29 protein-coding genes and 2 pseudogenes are annotated in these 25,219 nt (G+C 54.6%); 24 read left to right on the top strand and 7 right to left on the bottom strand.

The window, feature by feature from the left end:
* The first annotated feature begins 5 nt into the window (after positions 1-5).
* Positions 6-755, top strand: a complete 750-nt coding sequence (locus tag AB1E34_RS12320) for an SDR family oxidoreductase (protein WP_372572642.1) — start codon at positions 6-8, stop codon at positions 753-755.
* A 131-nt stretch (positions 756-886) separates the two neighbouring features.
* Here AB1E34_RS12320 and AB1E34_RS12315 read toward each other — a convergent pair whose 3' ends face one another.
* Positions 887-1,276 (bottom strand): DUF983 domain-containing protein, encoded by a 390-nt coding sequence (locus AB1E34_RS12315; RefSeq protein WP_372572641.1) that lies wholly within the window; start codon positions 1,274-1,276, stop codon positions 887-889.
* A 132-nt stretch (positions 1,277-1,408) separates the two neighbouring features.
* Between AB1E34_RS12315 and AB1E34_RS12310 the strand changes: the two genes are divergently transcribed.
* On the top strand, positions 1,409-2,806 hold the full coding sequence (locus AB1E34_RS12310) for an aminotransferase-like domain-containing protein (RefSeq protein ID WP_372572640.1): 1,398 nt from the start codon (positions 1,409-1,411) through the stop codon (positions 2,804-2,806).
* Positions 2,807-2,940: 134 nt separating this feature from the next.
* A complete protein-coding gene (gene map, locus AB1E34_RS12305; protein WP_372572639.1) occupies positions 2,941-3,720 on the top strand; it encodes a type I methionyl aminopeptidase in 780 nt (259 codons plus the stop codon).
* Positions 3,721-3,831: 111 nt separating this feature from the next.
* Here map and AB1E34_RS12300 read toward each other — a convergent pair whose 3' ends face one another.
* Both AB1E34_RS12300 and AB1E34_RS12295 read right to left on the bottom strand, forming a co-directional pair.
* Positions 3,832-4,038, bottom strand: a complete 207-nt coding sequence (locus AB1E34_RS12300; RefSeq protein ID WP_372572638.1) for a hypothetical protein — start codon at positions 4,036-4,038, stop codon at positions 3,832-3,834.
* Between the two features lie 22 nt (positions 4,039-4,060).
* Entirely contained in the window at positions 4,061-4,678 is a 618-nt protein-coding gene (locus AB1E34_RS12295; protein ID WP_372572637.1) for a TetR/AcrR family transcriptional regulator, read from the bottom strand.
* A gap of 106 nt (positions 4,679-4,784) precedes the next feature.
* Between AB1E34_RS12295 and AB1E34_RS12290 the strand changes: the two genes are divergently transcribed.
* The 4 genes and pseudogenes from AB1E34_RS12290 to AB1E34_RS12275 all read left to right on the top strand — a co-directional run.
* Positions 4,785-5,246, top strand: coding sequence for a DMT family transporter (locus AB1E34_RS12290; protein ID WP_372572636.1), 462 nt, complete (start codon positions 4,785-4,787; stop codon positions 5,244-5,246).
* Between the two features lie 69 nt (positions 5,247-5,315).
* Positions 5,316-5,771 carry a nuclear transport factor 2 family protein gene (locus tag AB1E34_RS12285; protein WP_372572635.1) on the top strand — a complete coding sequence of 152 codons (456 nt, stop codon included), beginning with the start codon at positions 5,316-5,318 and terminating at the stop codon, positions 5,769-5,771.
* A complete protein-coding gene (locus AB1E34_RS12280; protein ID WP_372572634.1) occupies positions 5,764-6,600 on the top strand; it encodes an ergot alkaloid biosynthesis protein in 837 nt (278 codons plus the stop codon). The genes AB1E34_RS12285 and AB1E34_RS12280 overlap by 8 nt, the downstream gene beginning before the upstream one ends.
* A gap of 459 nt (positions 6,601-7,059) precedes the next feature.
* A pseudogene (locus AB1E34_RS12275) lies at positions 7,060-7,200 on the top strand (IS6 family transposase); the annotation flags it as partial.
* A gap of 117 nt (positions 7,201-7,317) precedes the next feature.
* Here AB1E34_RS12275 and AB1E34_RS12270 read toward each other — a convergent pair.
* Positions 7,318-7,563 carry a helix-turn-helix domain-containing protein gene (locus tag AB1E34_RS12270; RefSeq protein ID WP_372572633.1) on the bottom strand — a complete coding sequence of 82 codons (246 nt, stop codon included), beginning with the start codon at positions 7,561-7,563 and terminating at the stop codon, positions 7,318-7,320.
* 162 nt (positions 7,564-7,725) lie between these two features.
* Here AB1E34_RS12270 and AB1E34_RS12265 point away from each other — a divergent pair, with 162 nt between their 5' ends.
* The 3 genes from AB1E34_RS12265 to AB1E34_RS12255 are packed head-to-tail and all read left to right on the top strand — an operon-like array spanning position 7,726 to position 9,269.
* A complete protein-coding gene (locus AB1E34_RS12265; RefSeq protein ID WP_372572632.1) occupies positions 7,726-8,460 on the top strand; it encodes a hypothetical protein in 735 nt (244 codons plus the stop codon).
* A complete protein-coding gene (locus tag AB1E34_RS12260) occupies positions 8,457-9,032 on the top strand; it encodes a hypothetical protein (protein ID WP_372572631.1) in 576 nt (191 codons plus the stop codon). The genes AB1E34_RS12265 and AB1E34_RS12260 overlap by 4 nt, the downstream gene beginning before the upstream one ends.
* 24 nt (positions 9,033-9,056) lie before the next feature.
* Positions 9,057-9,269: a hypothetical protein gene (locus AB1E34_RS12255; RefSeq protein WP_372572630.1), complete on the top strand. Its 213-nt coding sequence runs from the start codon at positions 9,057-9,059 to the stop codon at positions 9,267-9,269.
* Positions 9,270-9,535: 266 nt separating this feature from the next.
* On the opposite strand, the gene AB1E34_RS12250 is transcribed toward AB1E34_RS12255, so the two are convergent.
* Positions 9,536-9,991 (bottom strand): MarR family winged helix-turn-helix transcriptional regulator, encoded by a 456-nt coding sequence (locus AB1E34_RS12250; protein WP_372572629.1) that lies wholly within the window; start codon positions 9,989-9,991, stop codon positions 9,536-9,538.
* Between the two features lie 150 nt (positions 9,992-10,141).
* Between AB1E34_RS12250 and AB1E34_RS12245 the strand changes: the two genes are divergently transcribed.
* The 7 genes from AB1E34_RS12245 (at position 10,142) to AB1E34_RS12215 (ending at position 18,238) form a co-directional block, all read left to right on the top strand.
* Positions 10,142-10,627 (top strand): EF-hand domain-containing protein, encoded by a 486-nt coding sequence (locus AB1E34_RS12245; protein WP_372572628.1) that lies wholly within the window; start codon positions 10,142-10,144, stop codon positions 10,625-10,627.
* A gap of 30 nt (positions 10,628-10,657) precedes the next feature.
* Entirely contained in the window at positions 10,658-11,917 is a 1,260-nt protein-coding gene (locus tag AB1E34_RS12240) for a ferredoxin reductase family protein (protein ID WP_372572627.1), read from the top strand.
* A 24-nt stretch (positions 11,918-11,941) separates the two neighbouring features.
* Positions 11,942-12,433 (top strand): enoyl-CoA hydratase, encoded by a 492-nt coding sequence (locus AB1E34_RS12235; protein WP_372572626.1) that lies wholly within the window; start codon positions 11,942-11,944, stop codon positions 12,431-12,433.
* Between the two features lie 53 nt (positions 12,434-12,486).
* A complete protein-coding gene (locus AB1E34_RS12230; protein WP_372572625.1) occupies positions 12,487-13,833 on the top strand; it encodes an efflux RND transporter periplasmic adaptor subunit in 1,347 nt (448 codons plus the stop codon).
* A complete protein-coding gene (locus tag AB1E34_RS12225; RefSeq protein WP_372572624.1) occupies positions 13,830-16,976 on the top strand; it encodes an efflux RND transporter permease subunit in 3,147 nt (1,048 codons plus the stop codon). The genes AB1E34_RS12230 and AB1E34_RS12225 overlap by 4 nt, the downstream gene beginning before the upstream one ends.
* Entirely contained in the window at positions 16,969-17,301 is a 333-nt protein-coding gene (locus tag AB1E34_RS12220) for an ion channel (RefSeq protein ID WP_372572623.1), read from the top strand. The genes AB1E34_RS12225 and AB1E34_RS12220 overlap by 8 nt, the downstream gene beginning before the upstream one ends.
* A 133-nt stretch (positions 17,302-17,434) precedes the next feature.
* Positions 17,435-18,238, top strand: coding sequence for a bestrophin-like domain (locus AB1E34_RS12215; protein WP_372572622.1), 804 nt, complete (start codon positions 17,435-17,437; stop codon positions 18,236-18,238).
* Between the two features lie 15 nt (positions 18,239-18,253).
* Here the strand turns inward: AB1E34_RS12215 and AB1E34_RS12210 are convergent, their stop codons facing one another.
* Positions 18,254-19,597, bottom strand: a complete 1,344-nt coding sequence (locus tag AB1E34_RS12210; protein WP_372572621.1) for a tetratricopeptide repeat protein — start codon at positions 19,595-19,597, stop codon at positions 18,254-18,256.
* Between the two features lie 117 nt (positions 19,598-19,714).
* Between AB1E34_RS12210 and AB1E34_RS12205 the strand changes: the two genes are divergently transcribed.
* The 7 genes and pseudogenes from AB1E34_RS12205 to AB1E34_RS12175 all read left to right on the top strand — a co-directional run bounded on the left by AB1E34_RS12205 (position 19,715) and on the right by AB1E34_RS12175 (position 24,392).
* Positions 19,715-19,957 (top strand): hypothetical protein, encoded by a 243-nt coding sequence (locus AB1E34_RS12205; RefSeq protein WP_372572620.1) that lies wholly within the window; start codon positions 19,715-19,717, stop codon positions 19,955-19,957.
* A 24-nt stretch (positions 19,958-19,981) separates the two neighbouring features.
* A complete protein-coding gene (locus tag AB1E34_RS12200; protein ID WP_372572619.1) occupies positions 19,982-21,622 on the top strand; it encodes a sulfatase-like hydrolase/transferase in 1,641 nt (546 codons plus the stop codon).
* 114 nt (positions 21,623-21,736) lie between these two features.
* Positions 21,737-22,435, top strand: coding sequence for a hypothetical protein (locus tag AB1E34_RS12195; protein ID WP_372572618.1), 699 nt, complete (start codon positions 21,737-21,739; stop codon positions 22,433-22,435).
* A gap of 25 nt (positions 22,436-22,460) precedes the next feature.
* Positions 22,461-23,276, top strand: coding sequence for an outer membrane protein (locus AB1E34_RS12190; RefSeq protein WP_372572617.1), 816 nt, complete (start codon positions 22,461-22,463; stop codon positions 23,274-23,276).
* A complete protein-coding gene (locus AB1E34_RS12185) occupies positions 23,277-23,495 on the top strand; it encodes a hypothetical protein (protein WP_372572616.1) in 219 nt (72 codons plus the stop codon). It begins immediately after the preceding gene.
* 78 nt (positions 23,496-23,573) lie between these two features.
* Positions 23,574-23,938 (top strand): annotated as a pseudogene (locus AB1E34_RS12180) (transposase); the annotation flags it as partial.
* Positions 23,939-24,071: 133 nt separating this feature from the next.
* Entirely contained in the window at positions 24,072-24,392 is a 321-nt protein-coding gene (locus tag AB1E34_RS12175) for a hypothetical protein (protein ID WP_372572615.1), read from the top strand.
* Positions 24,393-24,641: 249 nt separating this feature from the next.
* Here AB1E34_RS12175 and AB1E34_RS12170 read toward each other — a convergent pair whose 3' ends face one another.
* Positions 24,642-25,163 (bottom strand): hypothetical protein, encoded by a 522-nt coding sequence (locus tag AB1E34_RS12170; RefSeq protein WP_372572614.1) that lies wholly within the window; start codon positions 25,161-25,163, stop codon positions 24,642-24,644.
* Positions 25,164-25,219: the final 56 nt, after the last annotated feature.

Below are 25,219 nucleotides of genomic sequence, written 5' to 3'. Positions count from 1 at the left end.
ATGCCATGAATACCGTAATGATCACAGGATGCTCCTCGGGCTTTGGGCTGGAAACCGCGCGCTTCTTCCTTGAAAATGGATGGTCGGTTATTGCGACAATGCGCAAGCCCGACGAAACGCTCTTGCCGGCCTCAGATCGTCTTACAATTCTGCCGCTGGATATCTCAGACAGCGATAGCATAGCGAAGGCCGTTGAAGCCGCCGGACCCATCGACGTCTTGGTCAACAACGCCGGCGTTGGCTGGCTCTCTCCGTTCGAGGGCACCTCTGAAGAAAACCTGCGCCGAATCTTCGAGACCAATACGTTTGGCACCATGGAAATGGTCCGAGCTGTCCTGCCTCAAATGCGCGCCAAGGGAGCAGGTGTGATCGTGAACGTCTCTTCCAGCGTGACCCTCAAGCCGCTGCCGCTCGCGCCGGTTTACACAGCCAGCAAGGCTGCCGTGAACGCGTTTACCGAATGTCTGGCACTCGAACTCGCTCCGCTCGGAATTCGAGCCCACATCGTATTGCCAGGTCAGGCGCCGACCACAAACTTCGGCAAAAACGCTATGGCTTTGATGTCTGCATCAAACGACACGCCTGGCGACTACAAACCGTTCGTCGATCAAACCATGGCTGCGTTCATGAACGCAGAAGGGAAGGAATTCACCTTCTCCGAGGATGTCGTTCAAGCAATCTGGAAAGCAGCAACTGACAAAACTTGTCCACTGCGGCTTCCGGCCGGGAAGGATTCAGTCACCCTGGCGGCCTGAGTCTGCCTCCAACAAGAAGAAAAACCAAACCGAAGACTCGAAAAGACCCCCTCGAGAAGTGAGAATGACCGGCCCTTTCGGGTCGGCCATTCTCTGGGGGGCGGGTGGTGCTACTCGATTATTTCCGCTTGTTAAAATCCATGCATACGCTTGGCCCATTGGTAGCCAACGATCAGGCCCTTCATCACTGGAAGGAGAGCCAGCGCGCCAACCACAGCAATCACGGACATGCTGAGGGCCAAGACCCAAGGCTCCGGGCGCCACGTCACCCAAGCTATGTGCAGTGCAAACCCCATCAGGTGGCCAACAATCAGGATCGTGAGATAAGCTGGTCCATCATCGGCCCGCTGATGGCTCAAATCTAAGCCACAACTCGAACACTCATCGTTCACCTTGATATAGCTGTGCAGCAGCTTGCCTTCACCGCACCGCGGACACTTCAAGCGCATCCCATTGAGGATCGCAGGCTTGATCGGGCGATCTTCGCTCTCATCATGACTGGCAATCGTAAGCTCGGACATCTGCGATCTCCTTCTGTCCCGTCACAGATAGCACATCTCCTGTCAAGAAGCAATCAATATGCAATCAATCAACTTCCAAAAGTGACATGACCTTGAAAATTGGTGGCTTTATATGCAAGTATACATGCATCAATGACCCACAATGACTGGAACTATCCATTGAAAACATGGACGCCGAATCTCAGAGACGACGGAAAGCCACTCTACATTCAGATCGCGGAAGCGATCAGAGATGATGTCGAGTCAGGTGCCCTCTCTCCCGAAGACCGTCTTCCACCACAGCGCAGCATTGCCAAGGCAATAGGCCTCGATTTTACAACGGTTTCGCGCGGCTATTCGGAAGCTGCGAAACGAGGATATATCGAAACTTTTGTCGGGCGCGGCTCATTTGTTCGATCACCGGAGCCTTCGGCAGAAAAAGCCGATCCGCGCCGAGCGCTTGAAGAAGATCCAAACATGAACATGCCCCCAGAGCCGGATGATCCAGCTCTCGTGGCGCGCATGGAGCAAGGGCTTACGCATGTTGCGGCGAACCTTGTCCCACTGCTTCGCTATCAATCTGTCATCGGTAGTCAACAAGATCGAGAAACTGCTGCTCGCTGGATGAATATCAATGGCATCGATGTTCTGGTGGATCAGCTGGTAATCACTCCAGGGGCACATGCCAGCCTTCTTTCGATCCTGACATTGCTTACGAAGCCCGGCGCAACAGTGCTCTGCGAATGCATAACCTATCCTGGTATCCGTGCGATCGCGGCTCAACTCGGCATTAAATTGATCGGAGTGAAGTCCGATTCCAACGGAATTATTCCTGACGATTTGGACTCTTCCATTCAGGATCACGCCCCCTCGGCTCTCTATTTGAACCCGACGCTGCAAAATCCTGCAACCCTGACAATACCGGAATCCCGTCGTGATCAAATCGCATCCGTATTGGCGAAGCATGGCCTGCCCTTGGTTGAAGATGACGCCTGTCGTTTTGTTTGCTCAGATGCGCCAGCGCCGATTTCTAAGAGGGTTCCCGAGTTAGGATGGTACATCGCTGGCCTTTCAAAGTGCTTGGGCGCCGGCTTGAGACTGGCACTTACTGTCGTCCCGTCAGGTCTGTCGAAAAGTCATTACACGCGGGCACTGCAAACATCGAATGTCATGGCTTCTCCCGTAACGACAGCACTCATGAGTCGCTGGATTGAAGATGGAACTGCCACGGCTATCCAAGCCTTCGTCCGCAAAGAAGCGAAGCGTCGTCAAAAACTTGCGGCGAAGATAATGGCGAACCAAAGCTTTCAAGCCAGCGACGAGGCCTTCAACATATGGCTGACGCTACCCGACGGCTCCAGTCGAGCTGATGTGATGAGTCATATGGTCAACCGGCAAATCGGGATCATGCCAAGCAACGCCTTTACAGTTACAGGCCCAACTACCGAAGCTGTAAGGATATGCCTTGGTGGACCCATTACATTCAGTCAACTGAGTGAAGATCTCGAGGCGCTCAACTACGCAATAACGCATCAGAATTGGGTTCTTTAGGTGATCCGGGCTTCTCTCTGCTGGCGTTGAACTCAATTCCGACTTGCACAAACCCACGACGCAATCGAATCGTAACTCAAGCCTGCCATCAAACATCCGATGGCACCGACAACAATCAGAAAAGGCAAAGCAGAATGGTTAAAACCCCAGAAGAAATCGACCTGATGCGGGTATCTGGAAAGCTTCTGGCCTCGGTATTTGAGATGCTGGATCAGCAGGAGTTCCTGAGCATGTCCACCCTACAGGTCAACGATCTGGTTGAAAGCTTTATTACCAAAGATCTGGACGCCCGACCCGCAAGCAAAGGGCAATACGGATTTGAGTATGTTCTGAACTCTTCAATCAATGAAGTCGTTTGCCACGGGGTGCCATCAACTGACGACGTTATCCGAGACGGCGACATCGTGAACTTTGATATCACTCTCGAAAAGAACGGCTTCATTGCCGATTCAAGCAAGACATATTTGGTTGGCAATACACCTCCAGCCACCAGGCGACTGGTCCAAATTGCACAACAAGCCATGTGGCAAGGTATCAAAGCGGTAAAGCCGGGCGCTTACATCGGCGATATCGGGTTTGCTATTGAAAAATATGCTAAGAAAAACCGGTGTTCCGTTGTGCGCGAGTATTGCGGGCATGGAATAGGCCGAAAGATGCACGAGGACCCTCAGGTCACAAATTATGGGAGACCGGGAACGGGCGTGAGGCTTCGAGAGGGAATGGTCTTCACAATTGAACCAATGATCAACAAAGGCAGTGGTAAGACGGTGACCAAAGACGATGGGTGGACTGTCGTTACAAAAGACCGGAAACTCTCAGCCCAGTTCGAACACACAGTTGCCGTAACAAAGACCGGAGTTGAAGTACTGACGTTGCGCAGAAACGAGAGCGTCGCAGCGCGGGCTCAGGGGTAGATATTGCAGCATGCAATCATGATCATTTCAGATTGCGAACAGCTACTCTCCTTAACTATCCAAGATCGGGTTTGGGTCAATTCGCGCGGTGCTGCGGCAGTTTCTATGTAACTATTTGAGTTTCGACAGCAACACATCATTGGCAAAGTCGCGGAAATTGCGCGGTGGCTTACCCGTAACTTTCTCCACATTTGCTGTCGTGAATGCACCCCAACCAGAAGCATATGCCTTGCCGTAGTCACGGGTCAGCGCCGCCATCCAATTGCCCCAACCGGCACTTTCGATCATCGCATACATTTCATCAGGGGTAACAGCCATTCAGACTTGATTCCGGCCGCGCTCACTTCGCTACGCAAAACACAAGTTTTAAAAATCGCCTGATGTCAGCGGATCTGACAGGTCTGTGTTGGACAATGACGTGCCAGTAGAGCGGTGCGATAAACATATCCAGAACCATCTGTCGATCGATATCTTTTGACAGCTCACCCCGCTCAACTGCCCTACCCAGCATGATCATGGCTTGGGCCCTTCGATCACGCGTCACACTCTCAAGCAATTCGGCAAGCTCTTCAGAGCGAGCGTGTTCTGCATGCAGATCTGGCAGGATACGACGCACAAGCGGGTGCCGGAGAGTTGCAGCCATCCGGCGCAACAGCATGGCAACGTCACTCTCGAACGAACCAGTGTCCGGAATTGGAGTGATGCTTGTCGCTGTTGATTTCACCGCTTCGGTCACCAGTTCAAACTTGGATTTACTCCGACGATAGAGCGCCGCCTTCCCGACGCCTGCGCGGGCCGCGATGCGCTCCATACGCAGCGCGGAGTAGCCCGTCTCCGCCCACTCCTCGAACAAGGCGCGCTGGATGGCTTCCGTCACCGTGTCTTGCAAAACGGCGGCACCGGCAGGCTTCCGACGCGGGCGATCAACATTTTTTACGTCGGAACTCTTGCGTTCCATCGCGATTCTCCCCTATATAGGACGAGACGGCATCGTTCCGCCGTACTCTGATGCAATCCGAGCGATACTGCAACCCGTTTGCGGCATTTGCAGAAAGGACGCGAAGATGGATACGAAAATCTCACTTCTGTGGTTCGCGCCTCTGCTTTGCGGTGCCCTGATACCGATCCATGCCGGAATGAATGCTGAGCTTAGCCGTGCATCCGGCCACCCCCTTTGGGCAACTCTGCTGTCATTTGGAATATCATTCGTGTGTCTGATGGTCGGTCTTGCATGGCTTCGCCCGACATTGCCAAGCTTGTCTTCTCTATATGCAGCTCCTCCCTGGGCTTGGGTAGGAGGTGTGATCGGTGTCATTTACGTGATGGCAACCATGGTTCTGATCCCACGCTTTGGGGCCGCCGCATTTATTGCCGCAGTCGTCGCCGGACAAATGACGATGGCACTCATCCTGGATCAGAATGGTCTATTGGGGAACGACTCTCGACCCGCTGACTTCTTCCGCATCACAGGCGCAATGCTGTCAATTGCAGGCGTCTTAATCATGCAGTTTGGAAAAGCCCCATGACCCAAGCTGTCACTCACACCACTAACATTGACCCCCTCGATAGAGATCCACACAAAGTTAGGAGAGATCATGTCTGACACTAACACCATACCAAGCTTTGGCGCGATGCTGCGTGGCGCCCTCGGAGACGCAATCATCGCAGACGCAGGCGAGAACTTCCTGGACATGTGTGATGAAGACATTGTGTTCGAGTTCCCATTTAAGCCGGAAGGGTCCGTGCGAGAGATACGTGGCCGCGCGGCTATGGAAGCCTATCTTCCCAAAGTCGGGTCTCTCATCAGCTTTGAATCCATGACCCCCGCAATCACGCACGCGTCCAAAGACGGCGAGACCTTTGTGTTGGAATTCTCCTGCAAGGGTGAAGGCGAAGCTGGGCGCTACGATCAAAATTACATCTCGGTCGTCCAGGTCAAAAACGGACGCATCGTGCGATACCGGGACTACTGGAACCCTCTGGTTCTGCTGAATGCGGTTGGAGGGATCGACGTTCTGAAGGCGAAACTGGGAGACTTTATCGATGGCTAACTCCATTCTTGTCACCGGCGGCACCGGGAAGACTGGCAGCCGCGTAGTTAAGCAATTGCGCGCAAAAGGCCTTGCCCCCCGTGTAGGGACGCGTGCCCCTCAAAGTGAAGATGAGGCTCGCTTCGACTGGAAAGACACGTCGACATTCAGCGACGCTTTCGAAGGCGTCAGAGCTGTTTACCTGGTCGCTCCCACAGACACCGTGGATTCACTGGGAGCAATGCAATCCGGCCTTGAGGTCGCACTTGATTCAGGCGTCACACGCTTTGTGCTGCTGAGTGCCTCATCACTGGAAGAAGGAGGGCCCATGATGGGTGCAGTGCACGCCTGGCTTCGCTCCAATGCACCAGAATGGGCGGTGTTGAGGCCAACATGGTTCATGCAGAACTTCTCGGAACTTCACCACCGAGACCCCATTCGCGACGAGTCTGCTATCTACACAGCGACAGATGACGGTCGTATTGGCTTTATCGATGCGGGCGATATTGCCGCCTGCGCAACGGCGCTGTTGGTCACTCCCGCAATTAAAAACACTGACTATATCCTTACCGGTCCCGAAGCCATTGCCTATGACGTCGTTGCTGAGACGCTAAGTAGTCAACTTCGACGGCAGATTATCCACCATCGCCTAACCGTGGATGAACTGGCAGAACGCCATCAGAGCCACGGATTGCCGGCAGAGTATGCAAAATCGCTTGCGGCAATGGACGGCGCAATCGCTGGCGGATCGGAAGATCGTGTAACCAGTAATGTGCTTAAATTGACCGAGGCGCTGCCAACTTCAATCGATCAATTTGTTCAGCAAAATCTGGATGCATGGCGAAATTGACATAGGCGACCCATTGCTGACCGTGCTCCACACAACTTGGCTGAACTTTCGACTATATGATTCAACGAATCCTTATAGGTAAGCGAGCTTTCGACCGAGTTGTTTTCCTACAGGAAATGAGGAAAAGGGCTTCAACGGATCACAGCGCGCGCTTCAAAGTACCTCCAAATTTGGAAACAACGTTGGGGCGCGTTTTCGTGGCAAGCACGCCTTCACAATCCAAATTGAAGGTCTGCTTCACGGAAACCAGGATGCGTATCCACCTGCGCAGCAAATGACTGCTTACCGCCCATTCTGTTGAAAAACAACGTGTTGCGAACGCAGAATGTGCGGCGCTGACCGGGTCTCGCGTGCCTTTCTGATCATGCTTTGCGGGCTCTGTTACAAAGCTTTGTCTGTTGGCGCGCTTGGGTTTACCGCTTGGATGGCTTTTGGCCCCAATTAGTCAAAAGCCAGCTCATAATCTCCTTCAAAGGCGCAAAATATCCCAAGGATGTGATCTTCTTTGCTGTGTTTTTCCTTTTCCGATACGGCGTGTCGGACCGTGATCTGGAAGAAATCATGTCCGAGCGTGGCGTTGCGGTAGATCACAAGACGCTGAGGGGCGAGGTACGGGGCCTCAATCGAATTGTTTTACGAAATGGCAGAAGAAGGTGTGGCGGCAAGCGAATTCAGTCGCGGCTGAGTTGGCATAACGCCAGAAGCGCCAAAGTTGATTTAAGCCGCTGACACTTGACGTTCTACTTCAACGATAAACTCAGCTAAAGACATGCCCAGCTCCCGACAGATCGCGTCCATCACCGTCAGGGTCGGTTGTCTACGACAAGTCTCCAAGAACGAGATGTAGCTCATGGATAGGTCAGTGCGGAATGCGAGTTCCTCCTGTGACAGACCTGCGGCTCTACGTTTCTCGCGAAGTATCTTTGCGTAAGCCGCCACCAAGTTTTGGTTTTTCCGTTCCATCCTAACTCTGTCAGGGAACGGCGCAAATAACTCTAATGACTATAGTAACAATTTACTATAGTCACAAAGGACGCCCCCGAATTTCATGCGGGAACTGGGACTTTGCCCGCTGAGACGGGCATCCCGTTGCGAATAAACAATGATGGTGAAGGATGATGCAGAATGGATGCTACACTGCACACAATCACATTTCTTGGCTTCAAGGGCGGCATTGGGCGGTCGGCTAGCGCGGCGGCCTTAGCTCATGGGCTAGCGGCCCTAGGATATCACGTCGCTCTGGTTGATGCCGGGCACGCGGTACCGTTGCAGGAACACATTTTGTCCGAGCAACGAGGCCGAGGACTACCACCAGAGGAAAGCTCACTCTTCAAGTTTTCAGAGCGCATAGCGCGAAGCAATCACACCGATGGCCGCGTTCAATACATCCGTGCCACGACGGCAGCACATCTTGAGACTGTGATCGAGCAACTCTGGTGCGAGGACTGGCACTACGCAGTGGTCGACACCCCAGCCCATCAAACCGCATCCGTATTTGAAGCCGCTGGGCAATCATCGCTTTTGATTATTCCTGCTCGATATCAAGTCGATGCGATTGAGGTGCGAGAAACGCTCCCGCCGGAGTTTCTTGAACGACACCATTTGTTGAGGTGTATGGTTGTCGGCTCAGATGGCTCAGAAGCACTTCGCGCTGCATTTGCCCCGCTTATGACGCTGGCGACGGAGTTGCCCTGTACCCCTACGTTTGCCCATGCGACAGCCAGGGAAACATTCAGCGATGATGTTGAAATGGGTGACTGGCTAGCGTCCTGCTTGGCTTTTGCGCATGAAGTAGTTGAACTGATGCCTCGACAAGAGCAACTGGCTGGCCACCCACCTACGGGTGTGTTTGCGATATGACGGTAGTTAGTGGGCAACTCGATCTGGTTCGAGGTACCGTAACAAGCCGTAGTGACACGCTGGATTCAGTCCGAGTAGATCGCAAAACCGGCTATGGTAAGATCAACAAAATTCTCGAGCTCTGGTTGAGAGACGCATCGGGAACCGAGCATCGGTATCAGGGAAACCTGTTCGAAGCCGCCCGGGCGGGTCATGACGTGGCCGTGGTTGTTCGCAAAAGCAGCGGGAAACCGGTTGCCTTTGTCAATCTAACGACCGGAGTTGTTCATGAGGATCGTGAACTGACGGTCAAAACCACCGTCCAAGCGCGTTTGTTCGATACCTTCTGGTTCAGCTTGCTTGGCGCTTTGCCGGGGCTGTTTGTTTGGTATGCGCTTCTCGACGTAGTTGGCCTTAGCGATAGTGCCTTCTCGGCTGTCGGGTTGCAGATTTACATTTTGGTTCTGAGCGTATCGGTGTTTTCTGGTCTTACTGTTTGGTCAAAAGGGTATGCTGATCGTACGGAAAAGCTGCGCCATGAGATCGACAGCTTGATTGAGCAATCACAAAGAGCTGCGATGCTGGAAACCTAGTGGGTCGAGAGTTAGGAAAATCACATGCCTGAGAAACGATGGCCTCAATTCGAAGGATGGGACGAGAAAGCCTTGGCCATAGAAACACTGGCGCAAGCCTGTGGTGCTCATGTGTATTGCGCTCAAAAGTACCAGTACTTGGCAGTCGAGATTCAAAAACGCGCCAATACGCCTGAGCAGATGCAGGCGCTTCATGCAGTTGCCGATATGATTGAAACACTGACCGACCGTGAGTGAAAGGCCTGCGTGCGGCTTTGTAAACTCCGCACAAAGCCTCTTAGCGTCGAAGAAAAGTGATTACTTTCTTGATGAAGATCGGCGAAATCGAACACCGCGATAAGACGCTGCCTAAAAACAAGTGCCGGCAAGATGTACAACAAAGCACGGAGGCCTTCGGGCCGCGTCCAACTCGCGTCACTGGGGCACATAACGTCGGTGTTAAATGCGACTAGTGGCTCGAGTCAGCGCTGAATGACCTGAGTGCTGCCAAAGAGCATAGAAGCTCAACCCTCATCCCTTGGAACAATCCCTGCGGTCTTTTGAAGCAGCTTTATCACCTGCTTGCGCTCATCTGCCGACAGGTCTGCGAGAACATCGTCATTCACCTGTTTCACGATCCGAGGCAACTCCGACGCCTTCTTGCGCCCGGCTTCCGTCAGATAGATCAGAAACGAACGTCGGCTGTTGGGATCTGGGCGACGCTCTGCAAATCCGGCTTCGACAAGCGCGTCGACATTTCGACTGGTAAAATACTCCGGGAAATTCAGTTTTTCTCCCAATGATCGTTGATTGATACCGTCTTCATCCGCCAACAGCATCAAGTTGGCGAAGATTTTGACGTCAACATCGACCTCCTGCAGGGCAAGCTTCATTTTTGTATCGATGTCGCGGGCAAGCGTCTGGATCAGAAAGCCGAAGCTCCCCTCCCGAATGTGCTTTGTTCTTTTGATCTGCGTCATCAGGAATGCACCCCTGATCATGGCAATAACCCCGAAGCTTGCAGCGTACAAGTGTTGCATATGTTTTGCATTTACAATTCTTGTATCTGCAAGTATTGCGATTACAAGTCAAGCATACCTTTGAGTCGAACTTTTCGAAAGGCTTTCGCCATGACCAGAAAACTGGCCGCCCTGTCACTTTGCATATTCTTCGCCAGTCCAATGACTGCCACCGCAGATGAAAATGAGGGCCGCAGGCTTGCGGAACTTGCCTTTGCCTCCGTCGACAGCGCAGATCGCGGGTTCATCGACATGGGCGAGTTCACCAATTTCGGGACGGATGTGTTTGTCTCGATGGACAGTGATGACAGCGGCAAGATTTCTCTCGAAGAGTATTTGGCTTGGGACTACGGAATGGCTTCGGTTGCGGAAGATCGCAATCGGGTTGATGCTTATGAGACGGCTCTGAGGATCGTCTTTGCCTTCCGCGACCGGGACGGAAATGGCGAGATCAGCAAGACAGAGCATCGCCAGTCGATGAATTTTGATTTCCAGCGCGCAGACCTGAACGGTGACGCCATCCTGACAGAGCGGGAGTTCCTTGACGGGTTTCCTGTGATGGTGGCCCTGCGCGCAGCCCTTGATCCCGATCTTTGATGAGTTGAACTGTTAGGGGGAGTTGATGAAATGCTCAAACGGCACGGTATTTTTGCGATCATTGGCCTGATTGCGCTGTTTGCGGTCCTGCATCTGGGCTTTGCGCCCGAGGACCACAGTTCAAGGACAACAGGGACGACGTTGCTGGGCGGTATCGCCTTTCTGTTGATGACTTGCTCGATCGTCCTGTCCACGCGCGCGCCCATGTTCGAGGATTGGTTTGGCGGGTTGGACCGGATGTATCAGGTGCATCGCATTGTGGGGGTTTTGGCCGCCTTGTTTGCGCTTGTGCATTTCTTCGGTGTCCCAAAGGCTTTGCCCGACGGCGCTGATCCGGCTGTAAACGTTCTGGTTCCATCGGCCCCACTGGGCATGTTGAGCCTGATTTTTCTGGTGATCGGGCTCTTCATCGCGCTGAACCGTAAGATCCGCTATTCATTCTGGCGGCCCACGCACAAGATCATGGGGCTGGTCTACATTCTCGTTTTTGGTCACTTCTTCACGGCGCCGCCCGTCTTTGTCGCCCAATTCAGCCCCTCTGGCCTTATGCTTCTGGCGGCCGGGATCGTGGGCATTCTCTCAATGCTTTACTCGGTGTTTGGCATGAACCGGCGCACGGCTGTTCCCTTCAACATCGAGGCGGTGAACCCGCTGGAACGGGCAACTGAGGTTGTGTTGAAGCCTGCGGGCCAGTCTCTGGATTTCAAACCGGGCCAGTTCGCCTTTGTCGAAATCGACGCCAAAGGTTGGAGTGAACCTCATCCCTTTACAATTTCCAGCGCGCCCGGCGAAGACCGCTTGCGCTTTACCATGAAGGTACTGGGGGACTGGACCAGGAAGGTCCGCGAAGAGTTGCAACCTGGTGTGGATGTAAAGGTGCGCGGACCATATGGCCGATTTGATGCGTCCAATGCGGGAGACAAGCAGATCTGGTTGGCGGGTGGCATCGGCCTGACGCCGTTCCTGTCAAAGATTCGGGCGATGGAGCCCGATGACAAACGTCAGATTCATCTCGTTTATGCAGCGCGCGAAGCACAGGAGGCCATTTTCCTCGATGAGCTCAAGGTCCACGCCGGGCGATTGAGCAACGTCACTCTGGTGCCGCTCTTCTCGGATGAAGGCAATTTTGCCCGCGTCGATATGATGAAGCAGAAACTGCCCGATCCACTGGACAGCTATGAATACTTCATGTGCGGCCCCAAACCCATGGTCGACGGGATCATGAAGGACCTCAAAGCGGAAGGCGTGCCACGCCACAAAATCCACACCGAGGCGTTTGAGTTCCGTTAACGCATAGTTGCAGGCAGACCTATCATGAAAAAGCTTCTCTCCTTCATCGCCGAGATCGGGACCATCATGTATGTGGGCGGTATCCTGTCTCACATTGTCATCGGCGCGATCAACGCACACCCGACGCCCGAAACGGCTGCGCTCATCTATGATTACAAGCTGCAGAGTGCCTATATCCTGATCCTGCCGGGTCTGGGTCTGAAGATCCTGATCGACCTGATCCTCTTCTTTGGGTTCAACGAACGCGCCTGGTGGATGCGGATCAAGCTGGCGATGACGGCTTTTCTGACCATCAACGCTTTTGTTTTCCTGGTGCCGATGATGCCCCAGCTTCTGGACCTGGCGCAGGCGTCAATCCCGGAAGGCGCGCTCAGCGAGGCCTTCATCACGCTGGAAAACAGAGAAAAACTGGTCGGGATGTCCAACGTGATCCCGCTGATCACGGAAATGCTCATGGGGGCCTTTAAGCCGCGGATCTCGAAAGCTGAACGCGCCCAATCCGCCGGGGTTGCTTGAGGCCGCAGTCAATCACCCTGCACCGACACGTCTGACATGAGGAATGGTCTGCCATGAATCTTCGTCCCTTGCTTTTCCTGCCTCCAATCGCGCTTGGCGTGGGTGGCTTCATGTGGATGACCCGTCCAGACGAAACGGCCCAGACACCTCCGACGGAAACTGTGACCGTCGTGCGCGCCATGACACTGACACCCACCGAAGCCGTGCCTTCTGCGTCCGGGTATGGCCGGGTTGTCGCCGAAGACACCTGGCAGGCCATCTCGCAGGTACAGGGGCGGGCGGTTTTTGTTGACGACAATCTGACGGTGGGCAGCGTTTTGCCGGTGGGCACGGAGATCACTCGCATTGACCCGCGCGACTACGAGATTGATCTGTCCCGTGCGAGCGCGGCGCGAGACACCGCGCAGGCGGCATTGGATGAGCTGGAGGCGACGGATGCCAACACCAAAGCCTCGATCGCGCTCGAAAGTCGGATCAAAGACGTACGGCAGGCCGAACTGGAACGGCAGGAAACCTTGTTGGAACGGGGAAGCGCATCGCAGGCCGTTGTAGACACAGCCATCCGGGATTTGCTGTCGCAGGAAAAGCTGGTCCTGAATCTCGAAAACGCTTTACGGCTGTTGCCAGCACAACGCGCCTCCCTCGAAGCAACAATCAATACGCGTATTGTGGAGATTGAAGAAGCACAGCGCGCATTGGCGAACACCTCCGTCAACACTCCCCTCGTAGGACGGGTGGTCGCCAAATCGGTGTCACCGGGGCAGTTTATCCGCGTCGGTGACACCCTTGCCACACTCGAAAGCACCGAAGCCTCGGAGGTCACAGCAGAGTTCCAGACCCGGGTACTGGGCAACCTGTTTACCGTTCTGGATGGCATCCGCCCTTTGGAGGCGAATCCCGACCTTGATCTGGCCGATGCCTTCGCTTTGCTCAAAAGGTTTGACTTACAGGCAGAGGTGGTGATGTCGACCGGTAGCGAAAACTATGTCTGGCCTGCTGAGCTTGTCCGTTTTGACGGCAGCGCAGATCCAACCACCGGAACTGTTGGGCTGGTGGTTCGGATTGAGAACCCCGGCGGCCCTGATCCCGAACGGCGCGGCCCGCCATTGACCAATGGCATGTTTGTAGAGGTGCGCTTATCAGCGCCGGAACCCGTCACCGCGCTGCGCCTGCCCCGATCGGCCATTCACAACAACAGCGATGGAAGCTTTGTCTACACCATTGATGACCAATCGCGGCTTGAGCGACGCCCTGTCGAGACTGGCTCCGTACAGGATGGCTTTGTGGTCATTCTTTCCGGGCTAATGCCCGGTGATCAGGTCGTTCTTTCCGACCCACGGCCCGCCGTTGTTGGGATGCTCCTTGAGCCATTGGACACCGGGACAGGTCAGGGCTCATGATCCGGTATTTTGCGCATCACCCGATTGCCGCAAACCTGGTTTTGCTGGCGGTTTGCTTTGTGGGCATCTCATCCCTGCTGCAAATGGAGCGCGAAAGCTTTCCCGAGTTCACGGCGAGCGAAGTCGCTGTCTCCGTCGAATATCCCGGTGCCTCGGCCAGCGATGTGGATGAACAGGTTTGCCTTGTTCTCGATGATGCCCTGGGTGCGGTGAACGATCTGGAAGACTTTGAATGCCTGTCCGTGGAAAATCTGGCAACCGCGACGCTGACGATGGCAGAAAGCGGCGACATCGGTCAGTTCTACAATGACATTTCTTCTGAAGTCTCCAGCATCAATGACCTGCCCGATGAGGCGGAACTTCCCTCTGTTTCGATCCTTGGACAAACAGAGGTCATTGCGTCCATCGCCGTCTCGGGAATCGACACGCAAAGCGCGTTGATCCAATACGCGGATGCCTTTGCGGATGATCTTGCGGCCCTGCCCATGATCGCAACCGCCGAAGTCACCGGTATCTCGGACGCGGAATATCTGATTTCCTTCGACCAGCTTGCCCTGCGCCGCTTCGGAATCAGCCCCAAGGACGTTGCGGATGCGGTTGAGGCCCGGAGCCTGCGCGCGCCACTTGGCACCGTCTCCACCACCGGGCGCGATGTGACATTGCGCTATTTCGATGCGCGCCGCTCAATTGATGACCTGGAAAACCTCATCCTGCTGGAAAACCCGGAGGGGGGCGTGGTGCGCTTGCTGGACGTGGCCCAGGTGCACCTGACAGAGGTCACGCCTGACCTGCAATCCTACATCGACGGCGATCGCACGGCGATTATTCAGGTCAGCAAGACCAAGACCGACGATGCCATCAAAGCCTTTGCGCAGGTCGTAGAACGGATCGCCATAGAAGAAGCACGATTCCCGGACCCGTTTCGCATCTCTGTTGTGAAAAATCTGACCGAAACCGTGGAAACCCGGATCAACCTCGTTCTCAGCAACGCCGTTCAAAGCCTCTTGTTGGTCGTGCTGGTCATGTGCCTGTTCTTTTCCATGTCCGAGGCGATCTGGATTTCCTTCTCGCTGCCCTTTTCTTTCCTGGGTGGCATTTTCCTGATGAGCTTGGTCGGGGTCACGATCAACACCATCTCATTGATCGGATTGCTGATGGCGATTGGCCTCATCATGGATGACAGCATTGTCATTGCCGACAATATCGCAAAGTGGCGGCGCAAACTCGGACCAAAGGAGGCCGCCGTCAAAGGCGCGACGGAAGTGATGCCCGGCGTCATTTCATCGTTCCTGACCACCGCCTGTGTCTTTGGGCCTCTGATGTTTCTGTCCGGAGAGACCGGCAAGGTCCTTCAGGTCATCCCGATTGTGCTGCTGCTGACCATGATAACCAGCCTGGTTGAGGCCTTCCTCATCTTGCCCAATCATATGAGCCATACGCAAACTGATCCTGAGAAAAACGCCCAGAGGGCCGTGCCAAGATGGCTCGATCATATCAGGGACCGCGTCATCATTCCGACCGCGGCTGCTTTGCTGCGATGGCGTTATGCCACGTTGGGTTCCGTTTTCGCGATCCTGATCCTGAGCATCGGCTTTCTGGCATCCGGTTTGGTTAAGGTGGTCGGGTTTCCAGAGACCGAGGGGGATACCGTTGAGGTCCGGTTTGCTTTGTCCTCCGGCCTGCCCATCGAGCGGACCCGCGACACCGTTGACCAGATTATGGCGGGTCTCGAAAAAGTCGACAGAGAGCTCACGCCTAACACAGAAGATGGGCAGCCATTGGTTGAGCGTGTGCTTGTGCAGTATTCGGTCAATCAGGACGTCAAGGATAACGGGCCCTACACTGCGACAGTCACCGCAGATCTGCTGGAAAGTGATCTCCGCAACATCAGCGCCAATGAAGTCCTGGCCCATTGGAAACAGGCAACCGGCCCGATGCCGGATATCGTGCAGATCAACTTTACCCAGATCGCAGCAGGCCCGGGTGGGGATGATCTGGATGTGGAGCTCACCTCACGAGATCTGGAGGCCTTGGAAGCGGCCAGCAATGCCCTTCTGGAAACGCTGGTCCTGCGAGACGATGTAACCGAGGCGTATCAGGATTTCGCAAAAGGACGCACGGAAATCCGGCTCTCGTTGACCGAGTTCGGATATGTCAGCGGCCTGAACCCACAAGCGGTAGCAGGACAACTCCGCGCGGCCTTCTCCGGAACAGAAACCGACAGCTTCCGCCAGCAAAACTCAGAGATTAGCGTGCGCGTCGAGTTGGGGGACACCGTGCCAACACTTTCGGACTTGGAGCAATTCCCCATCACTGTCGCCGAAGGACAGCAGGTCGCCCTCGCATCTGTTGCCGAGATTGAGCTGACAGGGGCTTATGCGCAGATCACCCGTAAAAATGGTCAGGCGGTATCCCGCATCATCGGGAAGATTGACCGATCGGCCACCACCTCGACAGCCCTCTCGGCGTTGATCACCGACGATATCGGGCCAAAGCTGCAGGCGCAGTATCCCAGCGTGAACATCGGGATCGGCGGCGCGACGGAGGAGCAGCAAAAAACACAGTCTTCGATTTCCAGTGCCCTGCTCATGGGACTTGTAGGCGTTTACCTGATCCTTGCCTTCCAGTTCCACAGCTACACGCTGCCTTTCATGGTGATGCTGAGCATCCCATTCGCCCTGATCGGCACGATCCTGGGCCATTTTGCAATGGGCCTTGACATCTCCATGCCCAGCTTCATCGGCTTTGCGTCTCTGGCTGGGATTGTCGTGAACAACGCCATTCTGTTTTTGACCTTCTTCGAGGCCGAGATCGAAGGCGATGACTATCTGACCGCTGCGGTCGAAGCCGTGCGGCATCGGTTTCGACCGGTCATCCTGTCCTTTGCCACTACCTTTGCAGGCCTCTTGCCCATGCTGTTCGAGACCAGCCCACAGGCCCAGGTTCTCGTCCCGCTTGTAGCTGCGGTCGCCTTTGGTCTGCTGGCCTCGACGCTGCTGGTGATCTTTGTGTTTCCCAGCATTCTCGGTATCTATTTCGATTTTGCCGACATCCGGAAATGGTTGAAAAGCAGGCAGGAGAAAGACGGGCAAGCGACCGAGTTCCCTTCGCACATCGACCTAGGTCGTTGGCGCAATGGGTAACTTCCTGTTTAACTATTTCAACCTGTTCCGGGCATTGGCGGCGGCAATCTTCGACGGCCGATCCCTCCATCTCCTGGCCATGTCCGCCTCGCTGGTTTTTGTGAGCAGCACGTTTTACGTCCTTGTTGAGGGTTGGAGCGTACTGGACGCTGCGTATTTCTCGGTCATCACGATGTCCACGGTTGGCTACGGGGACGTTTACCCAACCACACCGGGCGGCAAGGTTTTCACGATGGTCTTCACCATTGCTGGCATCGGGATTTTCGTGGCAACGATCACAACCATCGCCACCATCTTTGTCGGAAATTTTAAGGTGCGAAAGTGATGCGTTGTAGAGTGACCCCCAAAGCTGTCGAGCGTGCGTGCCGCAGCATTCGAAGGAATGAGATTTACGAGCGCGCCACGCAACCATTTCCAAGCCCTGCTTATATGCCGCATTGATATAAAGGCTGCTCAAAATGGGTCCATTCGAGTATTTTTCAGCCTTTGCCTTCGTTGGTTCAATCATAGTTTTAGCGCTGGTCAGCTATCTCTTGGCGCGTTTGGCCTTTCGCAACAGGATTGTGGAGAAGGAAACACGTGAGCTTGCAGTTTCTGTCCTGTTCCGGATTGGTGCCTTGCATGGATTGGTTCTGGCGCTTGTATTTGCGCAGGACCTGGCGGGGGTCCGCAATGTTACGCAAGCGGCGGCGCGAGAAGCTTCACTGGTCAGCGACATCTACCATGATGCCGAACGGTACGGTCATGCCGAAACACATGCGTTGCGGCAGAGCTTTGCCCGATATGCCTTGGTTGTCACGGAAGAAGAATGGCCACAACTCGCCACCAAAAAAGAGCTTTCGGAACTGGCTTGGCAGCATTGGGAGGAAGGATATGTCCTTTTGCTGCAAATGACCCCTGAAACATCCGAACAAACCCGTTTGCACCAATTCATGCTTGAAGATGTTCGAGAGATATCTGAACTGCGGGAACGGCGCGAGAATGCAGCGCGCGGTGCATCAAGGGCGTTGTTCAGTATGGCAGCTCTTGTGGGTATTGTTCTGATATCAGCAGCCTTTTTTACATGGCCCGCGACGGCATTGAATTTGACACTGGTCTCCATGTTTGCAGCCTATTCCGGGCTGATCCTGTTCATGACCGTTTCATTCTCCAATCCGTTTGAAGCCCCTGGGCGGGCTCCAACATCCGGTTTCGAGCGGTTTTTGACTGTTGAAGTACGAGAGCTGGCAGTTGACGGCTTCGCTGCGGCAAACAGCGATTGAGAGTGGCGGTCAGTGCTAACCCTTTGGTTGCCAACCGGCTTGTTCCATAGCTTCTCCGAGGTCTTCCCCATATTCCGGTTCAACGAACAATCTTTGAAATAGCACATCCACCCGGCTGTCAGGCCACTCGCGCGAGAGTTTGTCCGACAAGGCCTGAGCTTCACTTTCGTTGCCCAGCATCTGATGAGCTGCCATCAGATAAGCAACGGACACAGGGCCGACGGGACCGCCTTTTTCGGTCACCTTCTCAAATGCGGATATAGCGCCTTCGAAATCCTTCAGATGGAATTTCGCAGCGCCCATCGCGTTCTGAAACACATAACCTCGATCCAGATCTATTTTTGATAGCGCCTTTTCGCTGATCGCCACAACTTGTTCAAACGAACACGAATAGAGCAGGATTAGCGACACGAACTCCAACACATGGACGTCGTTTGGTGCCAAACGCTGTGCCCTGTTCGCAAGCTCGATAGCTTCTGGCCAATTTCCTTTCGCAAATTCAACCCAGGCTTTTGCGGATTGGCTCCAACCCGTTTCTGGCGCCAGCTCAATCGCTCTGTCGGCTTCTCCGTCAGCGTAGCGCAGCAAACTCTCGGTCTGATCGGCGTTCGGTGTCACCAGCGCTATCGTTGCGGCAACCTGCGCGGCCCCTGCATGACCTCCGAAATAGCTGTCGTCGTTTTCGATTGCACCCTTGAATATGGTCAAAGCTGCGTCCAGGCGCGAGGGCTCCAGGGCTGGAAAGATCAAATCGCGGCCCGAGTGGGCCAGGTTCACAGCCTGAAGTCGCATAGGGGATGCATCAAATATTGCGTTGCGCTCATCTAGGCTTAGGCCATCAACCGACAAGTTGGCCGGAGTTTCACGCTTTATCGATATCAATGTGATGGCCGCAGCGCCGCAGAGGAGAACGAAAACTCCTGCAATCCCAATGACCGGGCGAGGCCAGCCGCGCGGCTTGGTTTTTGGTTCAGGCTGCTCGGGCGACTTGAATGATATCTCCGGCGCATAACCTCCCTTTGGCAGATCGAAAACAGTGCCTTCGTCGCGCCCATCTTTGGCATAGTATTCATCCAGCTTGCGACGTAGACGACCAGCGTCCACCCGCACCACGTTTTCACGACGTTCCATCTCGGACAAAGTTCCGCCGTAGACATCCATGGCGATGGTTTTGGCGCGGATGTCATCGGCCCTGCCGTTGAGCGTTTCCTCAACCACATAGACAAGAAAGTCCTGCAATCGCTGTGAACCCGCGAAAGTCGAAGACTTGACAAGCCGCTGAAGGGCAGCCCGCACATCCTTGGCGGCGGGATCGCCGCCCTCATTCAAAAGGGGTGATCTGCTTTTGGATAATTCCATATTTTCCGCAAGTTACGTCGATGATTATACCGTATTATGCCCCGGTAAACCTTTTGTGAGAAGTGAATTCGATGAACAGTCGGGGAATCTGTTGATCCATCGAACGAGCTATCGAATTTGGAAGGCTACAGTCTTGATACCCTGTTTCCTGAGCATCAAGCCGCGATTGCGGACCTACGACGGGCGGACACGGTATTCGATGAGATCTGCCGGGACTATCAGCTTCTCAGCGACGAGTATCTCACCATGAACTCTGCTTCGGGAAGCCAATCATACCAGTTCGCCTGCGACATTCGCGAAACCCTTGATGGTCTTCGGGATGAAATCGCCCAGGCGCTGCGACGCGCAGGAAAGATGTAGTTCAAAAATGGGGAAGGGATGCCAATGAGATCAATTTTGAAAACCGCCTCGGCCATGGTGCTTTTGGCAGGCGCGAGCTATGCTCAGGATGCGCCTATCATTCATGATGGAGAATTCGAGTTTCTTCGCGCGCAGTTTGGCGAGCAATGGGACGCTCAGGATACGGAAATCGAAGCGAAGCTTACAGAGATCCGTGACGCCAATGGCGGCAAGCCACCCAATATCCTCTATATCCTGATCGACGATGTCAGCTTCGGTCAGATGGGCAACCGCACGATGAACTACGTCACAGGTTTCGATACGCCCAACATCAACGACTTTGCCACGGAAGGCTTGTCTTTGATGAGAATGTATACTGAGCCTTCCTGCACACCGACACGAACAGCGATGCTCACCGGTCGTCATCCTGTGCGCGCGGGTGTCGAAGAGGTCAAGGTTGCACTCGTTGGCGAAGGTCTTGCGTCTGAGGAAGTCACGATTGCCGAGATCCTGAATGAAGAAGGGTACAACACCGCGCATGTCGGCAAATGGCATCAGGGCGATATTGAACAATCCTACCCGCACAATCAGGGGTTTGATTGGGCCGCCTTTCCTTTGCACCAGCAGGTTCAGCTCAGTCTCATGACACGGGATGCGATGGTTGCCAACAACATGCTTGGCTACCATGCGTCGGGTCAGTCCAACCAGTTTCAGTTGGATGAGCGGTTCAAACCCTATGGCCTGGTAACGGGTGTTGAAGGGGAAGCGGGCGGCCTTGCGCGCGAAGTCGACATAGCGCCGGGCGAGGAATGGACACAGGCGAAATACGAAGAAATGAACCTACGCTATCAGCGTCAGGCATTGGAACAGCTGGAGCAGCTGGCCTCGCAGGACGCCCCGTTCTTCATGCAATACTGGCCGCTTTATCCGCTGAACTTTGCCTACCCCGATGAGGCCGTTTCCCGCAACGGGGGGTTCCATGCCGACAAATTGCAGGTTCTGGACGGCTGGATTGGTGAGGTTCTGGCCAAGCTTGATGAGACCGGCAAGGCAGACAGCACCGTCGTCATGATCATGGCTGACAATGGCTTGATGTATCACTACGAGGGGACATCTGGCCTGAACCAGCTGATCTATCGCGGCGGCAAGACCCAGCACCTGGAAGGCGGCGTGCGTACGGATGCCTTTATCCGGTGGCCCGGAGTAATCGAGCCGGGAAGCGCGGCAGGCGATATCGTGCATGTCTCAGATCTGTTCACCACCTTTGCACGGATCGCAGGCGCGACTGACCGTATTCCGCGCGACCGGGTGATCGATGGGATTGACCAGACAGCACTGCTGCTCGAAGGCGAAGGCAATTCGCGCCGTGACTACGTTTATGTGTACGAAGGGCCGGTCTTGCGCTCTGTAGTCAAGCAGGAGTTCAAAATGCACCTGCCTGCCCCCGGCCAGCCCGGCGCGGCGGCTCCAGTGTTCAATGTCTACCGCGATCCACGTGAAGAACATCCCCTTGTCGGGTATTCGCTGTGGTCCGGAGCGTCCTTCCAGGACATGGTCAAGCGCCACCAGAAAACCATTGCCAAACACCCGCATCTGCCACTTGGAAAGGGTGTTCCGTATGAAGGGATCGAAAACCTTCGCCCGGAAAGCGAACTGACCAGAGAAGTCTTTTCCAGCTGGCAATAACAAATCTGGGACGGTGGTGGCAAAGCCACCGTCTCATCAATCGCACGAAGTCTTTTCAGGTACACGATGGCCCGCCACTTCACTATCCAATCAATCCTGACGTCCGCGTTTCTGATGGCAGGGTTCGCTGCCGGAGCAGAGGAAAACGCGTCAAACCCCTTGGCTGCGGTCAACAATACGGACATTCGCTACCAATATTTTGATCTAGAAGGCGGGGCAGACCGTCAGGATGCGTTCATCGATGGCGCATATATGCTGCGCCCTGATCTGAAGCTAAAGTACGAACTCCACTACAATTCGACAAACGCGACTGGCCAGCGGTTCAACGGGTTTGAAAAAACCAGCTTCAAACTGATCTATTTTCCGTCGCAGAAGCCTTTGAATAACACTTGGACCTTCAAATCCGCGCTCGGGCTGGAATGGATCCTGGACTTTGGCGACCCCGATGAAGGCATCGGTACCGGGTCCGATCAGATCGCCCCGTTCGGCGGTTTCGCCTTTGCAAACACGAACACCGGGCTGACGTTGATCCCTCTGGTTCAGCATTTCGCGTCCTACAATGGCCCGACCGATGTCAGCCAAACCGCTATGCGCCTGATTGCGCTTCAACCGTTTGGCGATGGGTATTGGGCCAAAGCGGATATCAAAGCGCCCTATGATTGGGAAAACGATGCCTGGCCCGCGACCGCTGAGCTTCAGATTGGCAAAAATCTCAGCCCCGGTATCGCCCTCTATGCAGATGTGCTGATCGGGATTGGTGCTGATCGACCCTATGACCAAGGAGCCGGGATCGGTCTCAGATTCAATTACTAGGTCTTTTTAACTAGAGGAAACCGCCATGCCCCACCCCTCATCTCTCAGCGCCATGGCGCTTGCGACAAGCCTTCTAACGCTGCCTTTGATTGCATCTGCTCAATCGCTGCCCGCGCCGGATCAGGACGAAACCGGCTGGCGTCATGGTGTTGCGTTCTATCTGTTCACACCCTTGCGAACCACAGGCACATCCACCGTGGCCGGACAATCCGCCGACCTGGATCTGGACCTTGGCGACGTACTGGATGTGCTCGATTTCGCGGCGGCAGGTCGATATGAAGCGTGGCGAGGGGATTTTGGCATAATTCTCGATGCCAATTACGTCGGTATAGAACAAGATACAACTTTGCCCGGCCCTCTGGGTGCCGGGGTTAACGTCGATGTTCGTCAAAAATGGTTTGGTCTTCTGGCGGCTTATCGGGTCGCAGATGCTGTATATGGTGTGAAAAACTTGCGTTATGCAGTCGATATCCAAGGCGGCCTCAGATACAATTCCATCCGTCAGGAAATCGACATAACCACCCCAGGTCCGGGAAATCCACCTGTATTAGGCGGTGATCAGGATTGGATAGAACCTGTCCTTGGCGTGCGCGGAATGTGGCGGCTGAACCCCAAATGGACTGGGATTGCTTCTCTGGAACTTGGCGGGTTTGGAGCTGGCGGAAACGACTTGCAGATCGGTGCGAATGTAGGATTTGACTACCAACCTTGGGAGAAAACGGCACTTACATTTGGTTATCGCTATTTCAGCATCGACTACAGCGACACATTGAATTCCGGCGACTTTGCTTACGACGTCGATCAGCATGGCCCGTACTTTGGCCTAAAGTATTTCTTCTAGTTGGAAGACACGAAATCGAACTGCCCTATCCTGCGGTTCATGGCTGAGCGCAGCCCGGCCGCCGCCTTGCTGGGCGACGTCCGGGCTGACATTCGTGCAGGCGGGCAGCGAGCCGATATGGCACTGGCCAAGATGGGGCTTGGATCCTTTGCGATGAGCCTGGCCTTTGACGCGTCCATGAACGGGCAAATTACTGGTGCCGGGCCATCCAATGTCTGACATCAGCACCTCTGGGCCTGATTGAAGGATTTGCATAACGGAAGGTTTCTGGCTCATCTGAACCGTTAAGGAGTGAAGATGAGACGGAAAGCTGGAACCGACAAACCGACGGCTGAACGGGTCGTCAAGGACATTCACCGCAAGACGCGCAAGCACCATTCTGCGGAGGAGAAGATCCGCATTGTGCTGGAGGGTTTGCGTGGCGAGGAGAGCGTCGCCGCGCTCTGCCGTCGCGAGGGGATTGCGACGAGCCTGTACTATTCCTGGTCGAAAGAGTTCCTGGAGGCCGGAAAGAAGCGGCTGGCAGGCGACACAGCCAGGCAAGCGACGAGCCCCGAAGTGAAAGAGCTGCGGTCCGAGGCGGCAGCGCTGAAGGAGGCGGTTGCGGACCTCACCCTGGAAAACCGCCTGCTCAAAAAAAGCATGCTCGGGGATGGGGGAGACCACTGCGCGCATGATGGCTGGATTAACCTATTGGGATCAACTTGACCTACTGAACTGTCTCGGTAAATGTGCCACCGCGAAGAGTCGGGTACTTTCGGCACACCAGTATTGCGGAAATGGAGCATCTGAAGAATGAAAACTGCTTTGGTAGTCTGTGGTTTTGTGGCCGCATTTGCTTTGGCTGGCTGCGATGAGGCTCAAACTATAGACACCGCCGAGGTCCAGAAATTTGGTGAGATTGAACTAGTTGGCCCCATGCCAAGGGCCTTCCGAGAGTTCACTGACCGAGTAAACCCCTATGGCGCTCTGTACGTCACTGAAACGGGCGGAGGCGGCGGAAGAATTGGCGGCCAGCCATCCCTAGAAGCGGCCAAAAGTGGCGCTCTGGCGCAATGTGCTGAACTCAATCCGGGTAGTAAATGCGTGCTGTACGCGACAAAAACCCCGCTGTAGTAACCTCTTGTCGCCCAATGCGCCCTATGGCCATTGGCGAATATTTGGGCCGCATGAAGGTATTGCCCCATGACGAACAGCGGGAAGTGTTTTCCCGCGACCTCGCACTATGAAAGCCTAGCAGGGCCAAAGTAACTCATCTGGATAAGCTCAGGGCTGCATGGGCAATGACCCCCGAGGATGAGCGTATGGCTTTCCTCCAATGGATAGAGCGATGCGGGTAGAGTGGCCAAGTTGGCCACTCAATTGTCACTGACGAACCATCACCGACTCCGGGATTTCAAGCCTCGATGCTTGAGAAGCAAAGCCGTCTTGCCACTTACCACCCTTGAGGCATTTGATTTTTGAGCCAGTTACCAAGTTTATGTCGGCTGGGGCCGCCACCGCCCCGAGAAGGCCAATCTTCGACCGCTTCCTCTCGGCGGCGACCTTAGGTTCATTCACCAGCCAAGTTGCCCCGCCGAGTTGCTTCTTAACTAAGGCGTCTCCTGAATAGAGCTTAGATTTGTGCAAGAATTCCTTTCTCGGGACGTCGCCTAGGTATCCGACGCAGGCGTATGCCTTGTCCTTCACTCTTACAACTTTATGAAAGGCGACGACTTGGTGCCAGTTTTTCCCAAGTTCTTTAACCTGCGCACCATGAGTCGTGACATCGAATGTCTTGTCGATAACCACGTAGACGTTCGCTGCGGCACTGTTGCTTGCGAAAATGGAAAGCAACACGCCTGCCAGCCCGGCCTTCCAAACGGATAAGCTTGCCTTGTTCTTCATTCAGTCCAACCAGTGATAGATTAGCACTAAGCCCGGCAAACCACTTTTGACTTCAA

This window comes from Ruegeria jejuensis, assembly GCF_041537905.1.
In the GTDB taxonomy this organism is placed as follows: domain Bacteria; phylum Pseudomonadota; class Alphaproteobacteria; order Rhodobacterales; family Rhodobacteraceae; genus Ruegeria_C.
Note: the sequence above shows the minus strand (reverse complement) of the source record. Positions and strands in the feature narration are given on the sequence as shown.

Excerpts from the sequence above, each read along its gene's own strand:
- AB1E34_RS12320 (WP_372572642.1), top strand. The coding sequence starts at position 6 with ATGAATACCGTAATGATCACAGGATGCTCCTCGGGCTTTGGGCTGGAA.
- AB1E34_RS12315 (WP_372572641.1), bottom strand. The coding sequence starts at position 1,276 with ATGTCCGAGCTTACGATTGCCAGTCATGATGAGAGCGAAGATCGCCCG.
- AB1E34_RS12310 (WP_372572640.1), top strand. The coding sequence starts at position 1,409 with ATGACCCACAATGACTGGAACTATCCATTGAAAACATGGACGCCGAAT.
- map (WP_372572639.1), top strand. The coding sequence starts at position 2,941 with ATGGTTAAAACCCCAGAAGAAATCGACCTGATGCGGGTATCTGGAAAG.
- AB1E34_RS12300 (WP_372572638.1), bottom strand. The coding sequence starts at position 4,038 with ATGGCTGTTACCCCTGATGAAATGTATGCGATGATCGAAAGTGCCGGT.
- AB1E34_RS12295 (WP_372572637.1), bottom strand. The coding sequence starts at position 4,678 with ATGGAACGCAAGAGTTCCGACGTAAAAAATGTTGATCGCCCGCGTCGG.
- AB1E34_RS12290 (WP_372572636.1), top strand. The coding sequence starts at position 4,785 with ATGGATACGAAAATCTCACTTCTGTGGTTCGCGCCTCTGCTTTGCGGT.
- AB1E34_RS12285 (WP_372572635.1), top strand. The coding sequence starts at position 5,316 with ATGTCTGACACTAACACCATACCAAGCTTTGGCGCGATGCTGCGTGGC.
- AB1E34_RS12280 (WP_372572634.1), top strand. The coding sequence starts at position 5,764 with ATGGCTAACTCCATTCTTGTCACCGGCGGCACCGGGAAGACTGGCAGC.
- AB1E34_RS12270 (WP_372572633.1), bottom strand. The coding sequence starts at position 7,563 with ATGGAACGGAAAAACCAAAACTTGGTGGCGGCTTACGCAAAGATACTT.
- AB1E34_RS12265 (WP_372572632.1), top strand. The coding sequence starts at position 7,726 with ATGGATGCTACACTGCACACAATCACATTTCTTGGCTTCAAGGGCGGC.
- AB1E34_RS12260 (WP_372572631.1), top strand. The coding sequence starts at position 8,457 with ATGACGGTAGTTAGTGGGCAACTCGATCTGGTTCGAGGTACCGTAACA.
- AB1E34_RS12255 (WP_372572630.1), top strand. The coding sequence starts at position 9,057 with ATGCCTGAGAAACGATGGCCTCAATTCGAAGGATGGGACGAGAAAGCC.
- AB1E34_RS12250 (WP_372572629.1), bottom strand. The coding sequence starts at position 9,991 with ATGACGCAGATCAAAAGAACAAAGCACATTCGGGAGGGGAGCTTCGGC.
- AB1E34_RS12245 (WP_372572628.1), top strand. The coding sequence starts at position 10,142 with ATGACCAGAAAACTGGCCGCCCTGTCACTTTGCATATTCTTCGCCAGT.
- AB1E34_RS12240 (WP_372572627.1), top strand. The coding sequence starts at position 10,658 with ATGCTCAAACGGCACGGTATTTTTGCGATCATTGGCCTGATTGCGCTG.
- AB1E34_RS12235 (WP_372572626.1), top strand. The coding sequence starts at position 11,942 with ATGAAAAAGCTTCTCTCCTTCATCGCCGAGATCGGGACCATCATGTAT.
- AB1E34_RS12230 (WP_372572625.1), top strand. The coding sequence starts at position 12,487 with ATGAATCTTCGTCCCTTGCTTTTCCTGCCTCCAATCGCGCTTGGCGTG.
- AB1E34_RS12225 (WP_372572624.1), top strand. The coding sequence starts at position 13,830 with ATGATCCGGTATTTTGCGCATCACCCGATTGCCGCAAACCTGGTTTTG.
- AB1E34_RS12220 (WP_372572623.1), top strand. The coding sequence starts at position 16,969 with ATGGGTAACTTCCTGTTTAACTATTTCAACCTGTTCCGGGCATTGGCG.
- AB1E34_RS12215 (WP_372572622.1), top strand. The coding sequence starts at position 17,435 with ATGGGTCCATTCGAGTATTTTTCAGCCTTTGCCTTCGTTGGTTCAATC.
- AB1E34_RS12210 (WP_372572621.1), bottom strand. The coding sequence starts at position 19,597 with ATGGAATTATCCAAAAGCAGATCACCCCTTTTGAATGAGGGCGGCGAT.
- AB1E34_RS12200 (WP_372572619.1), top strand. The coding sequence starts at position 19,982 with ATGAGATCAATTTTGAAAACCGCCTCGGCCATGGTGCTTTTGGCAGGC.
- AB1E34_RS12195 (WP_372572618.1), top strand. The coding sequence starts at position 21,737 with ATGGCAGGGTTCGCTGCCGGAGCAGAGGAAAACGCGTCAAACCCCTTG.
- AB1E34_RS12190 (WP_372572617.1), top strand. The coding sequence starts at position 22,461 with ATGCCCCACCCCTCATCTCTCAGCGCCATGGCGCTTGCGACAAGCCTT.
- AB1E34_RS12175 (WP_372572615.1), top strand. The coding sequence starts at position 24,072 with ATGAAAACTGCTTTGGTAGTCTGTGGTTTTGTGGCCGCATTTGCTTTG.
- AB1E34_RS12170 (WP_372572614.1), bottom strand. The coding sequence starts at position 25,163 with ATGAAGAACAAGGCAAGCTTATCCGTTTGGAAGGCCGGGCTGGCAGGC.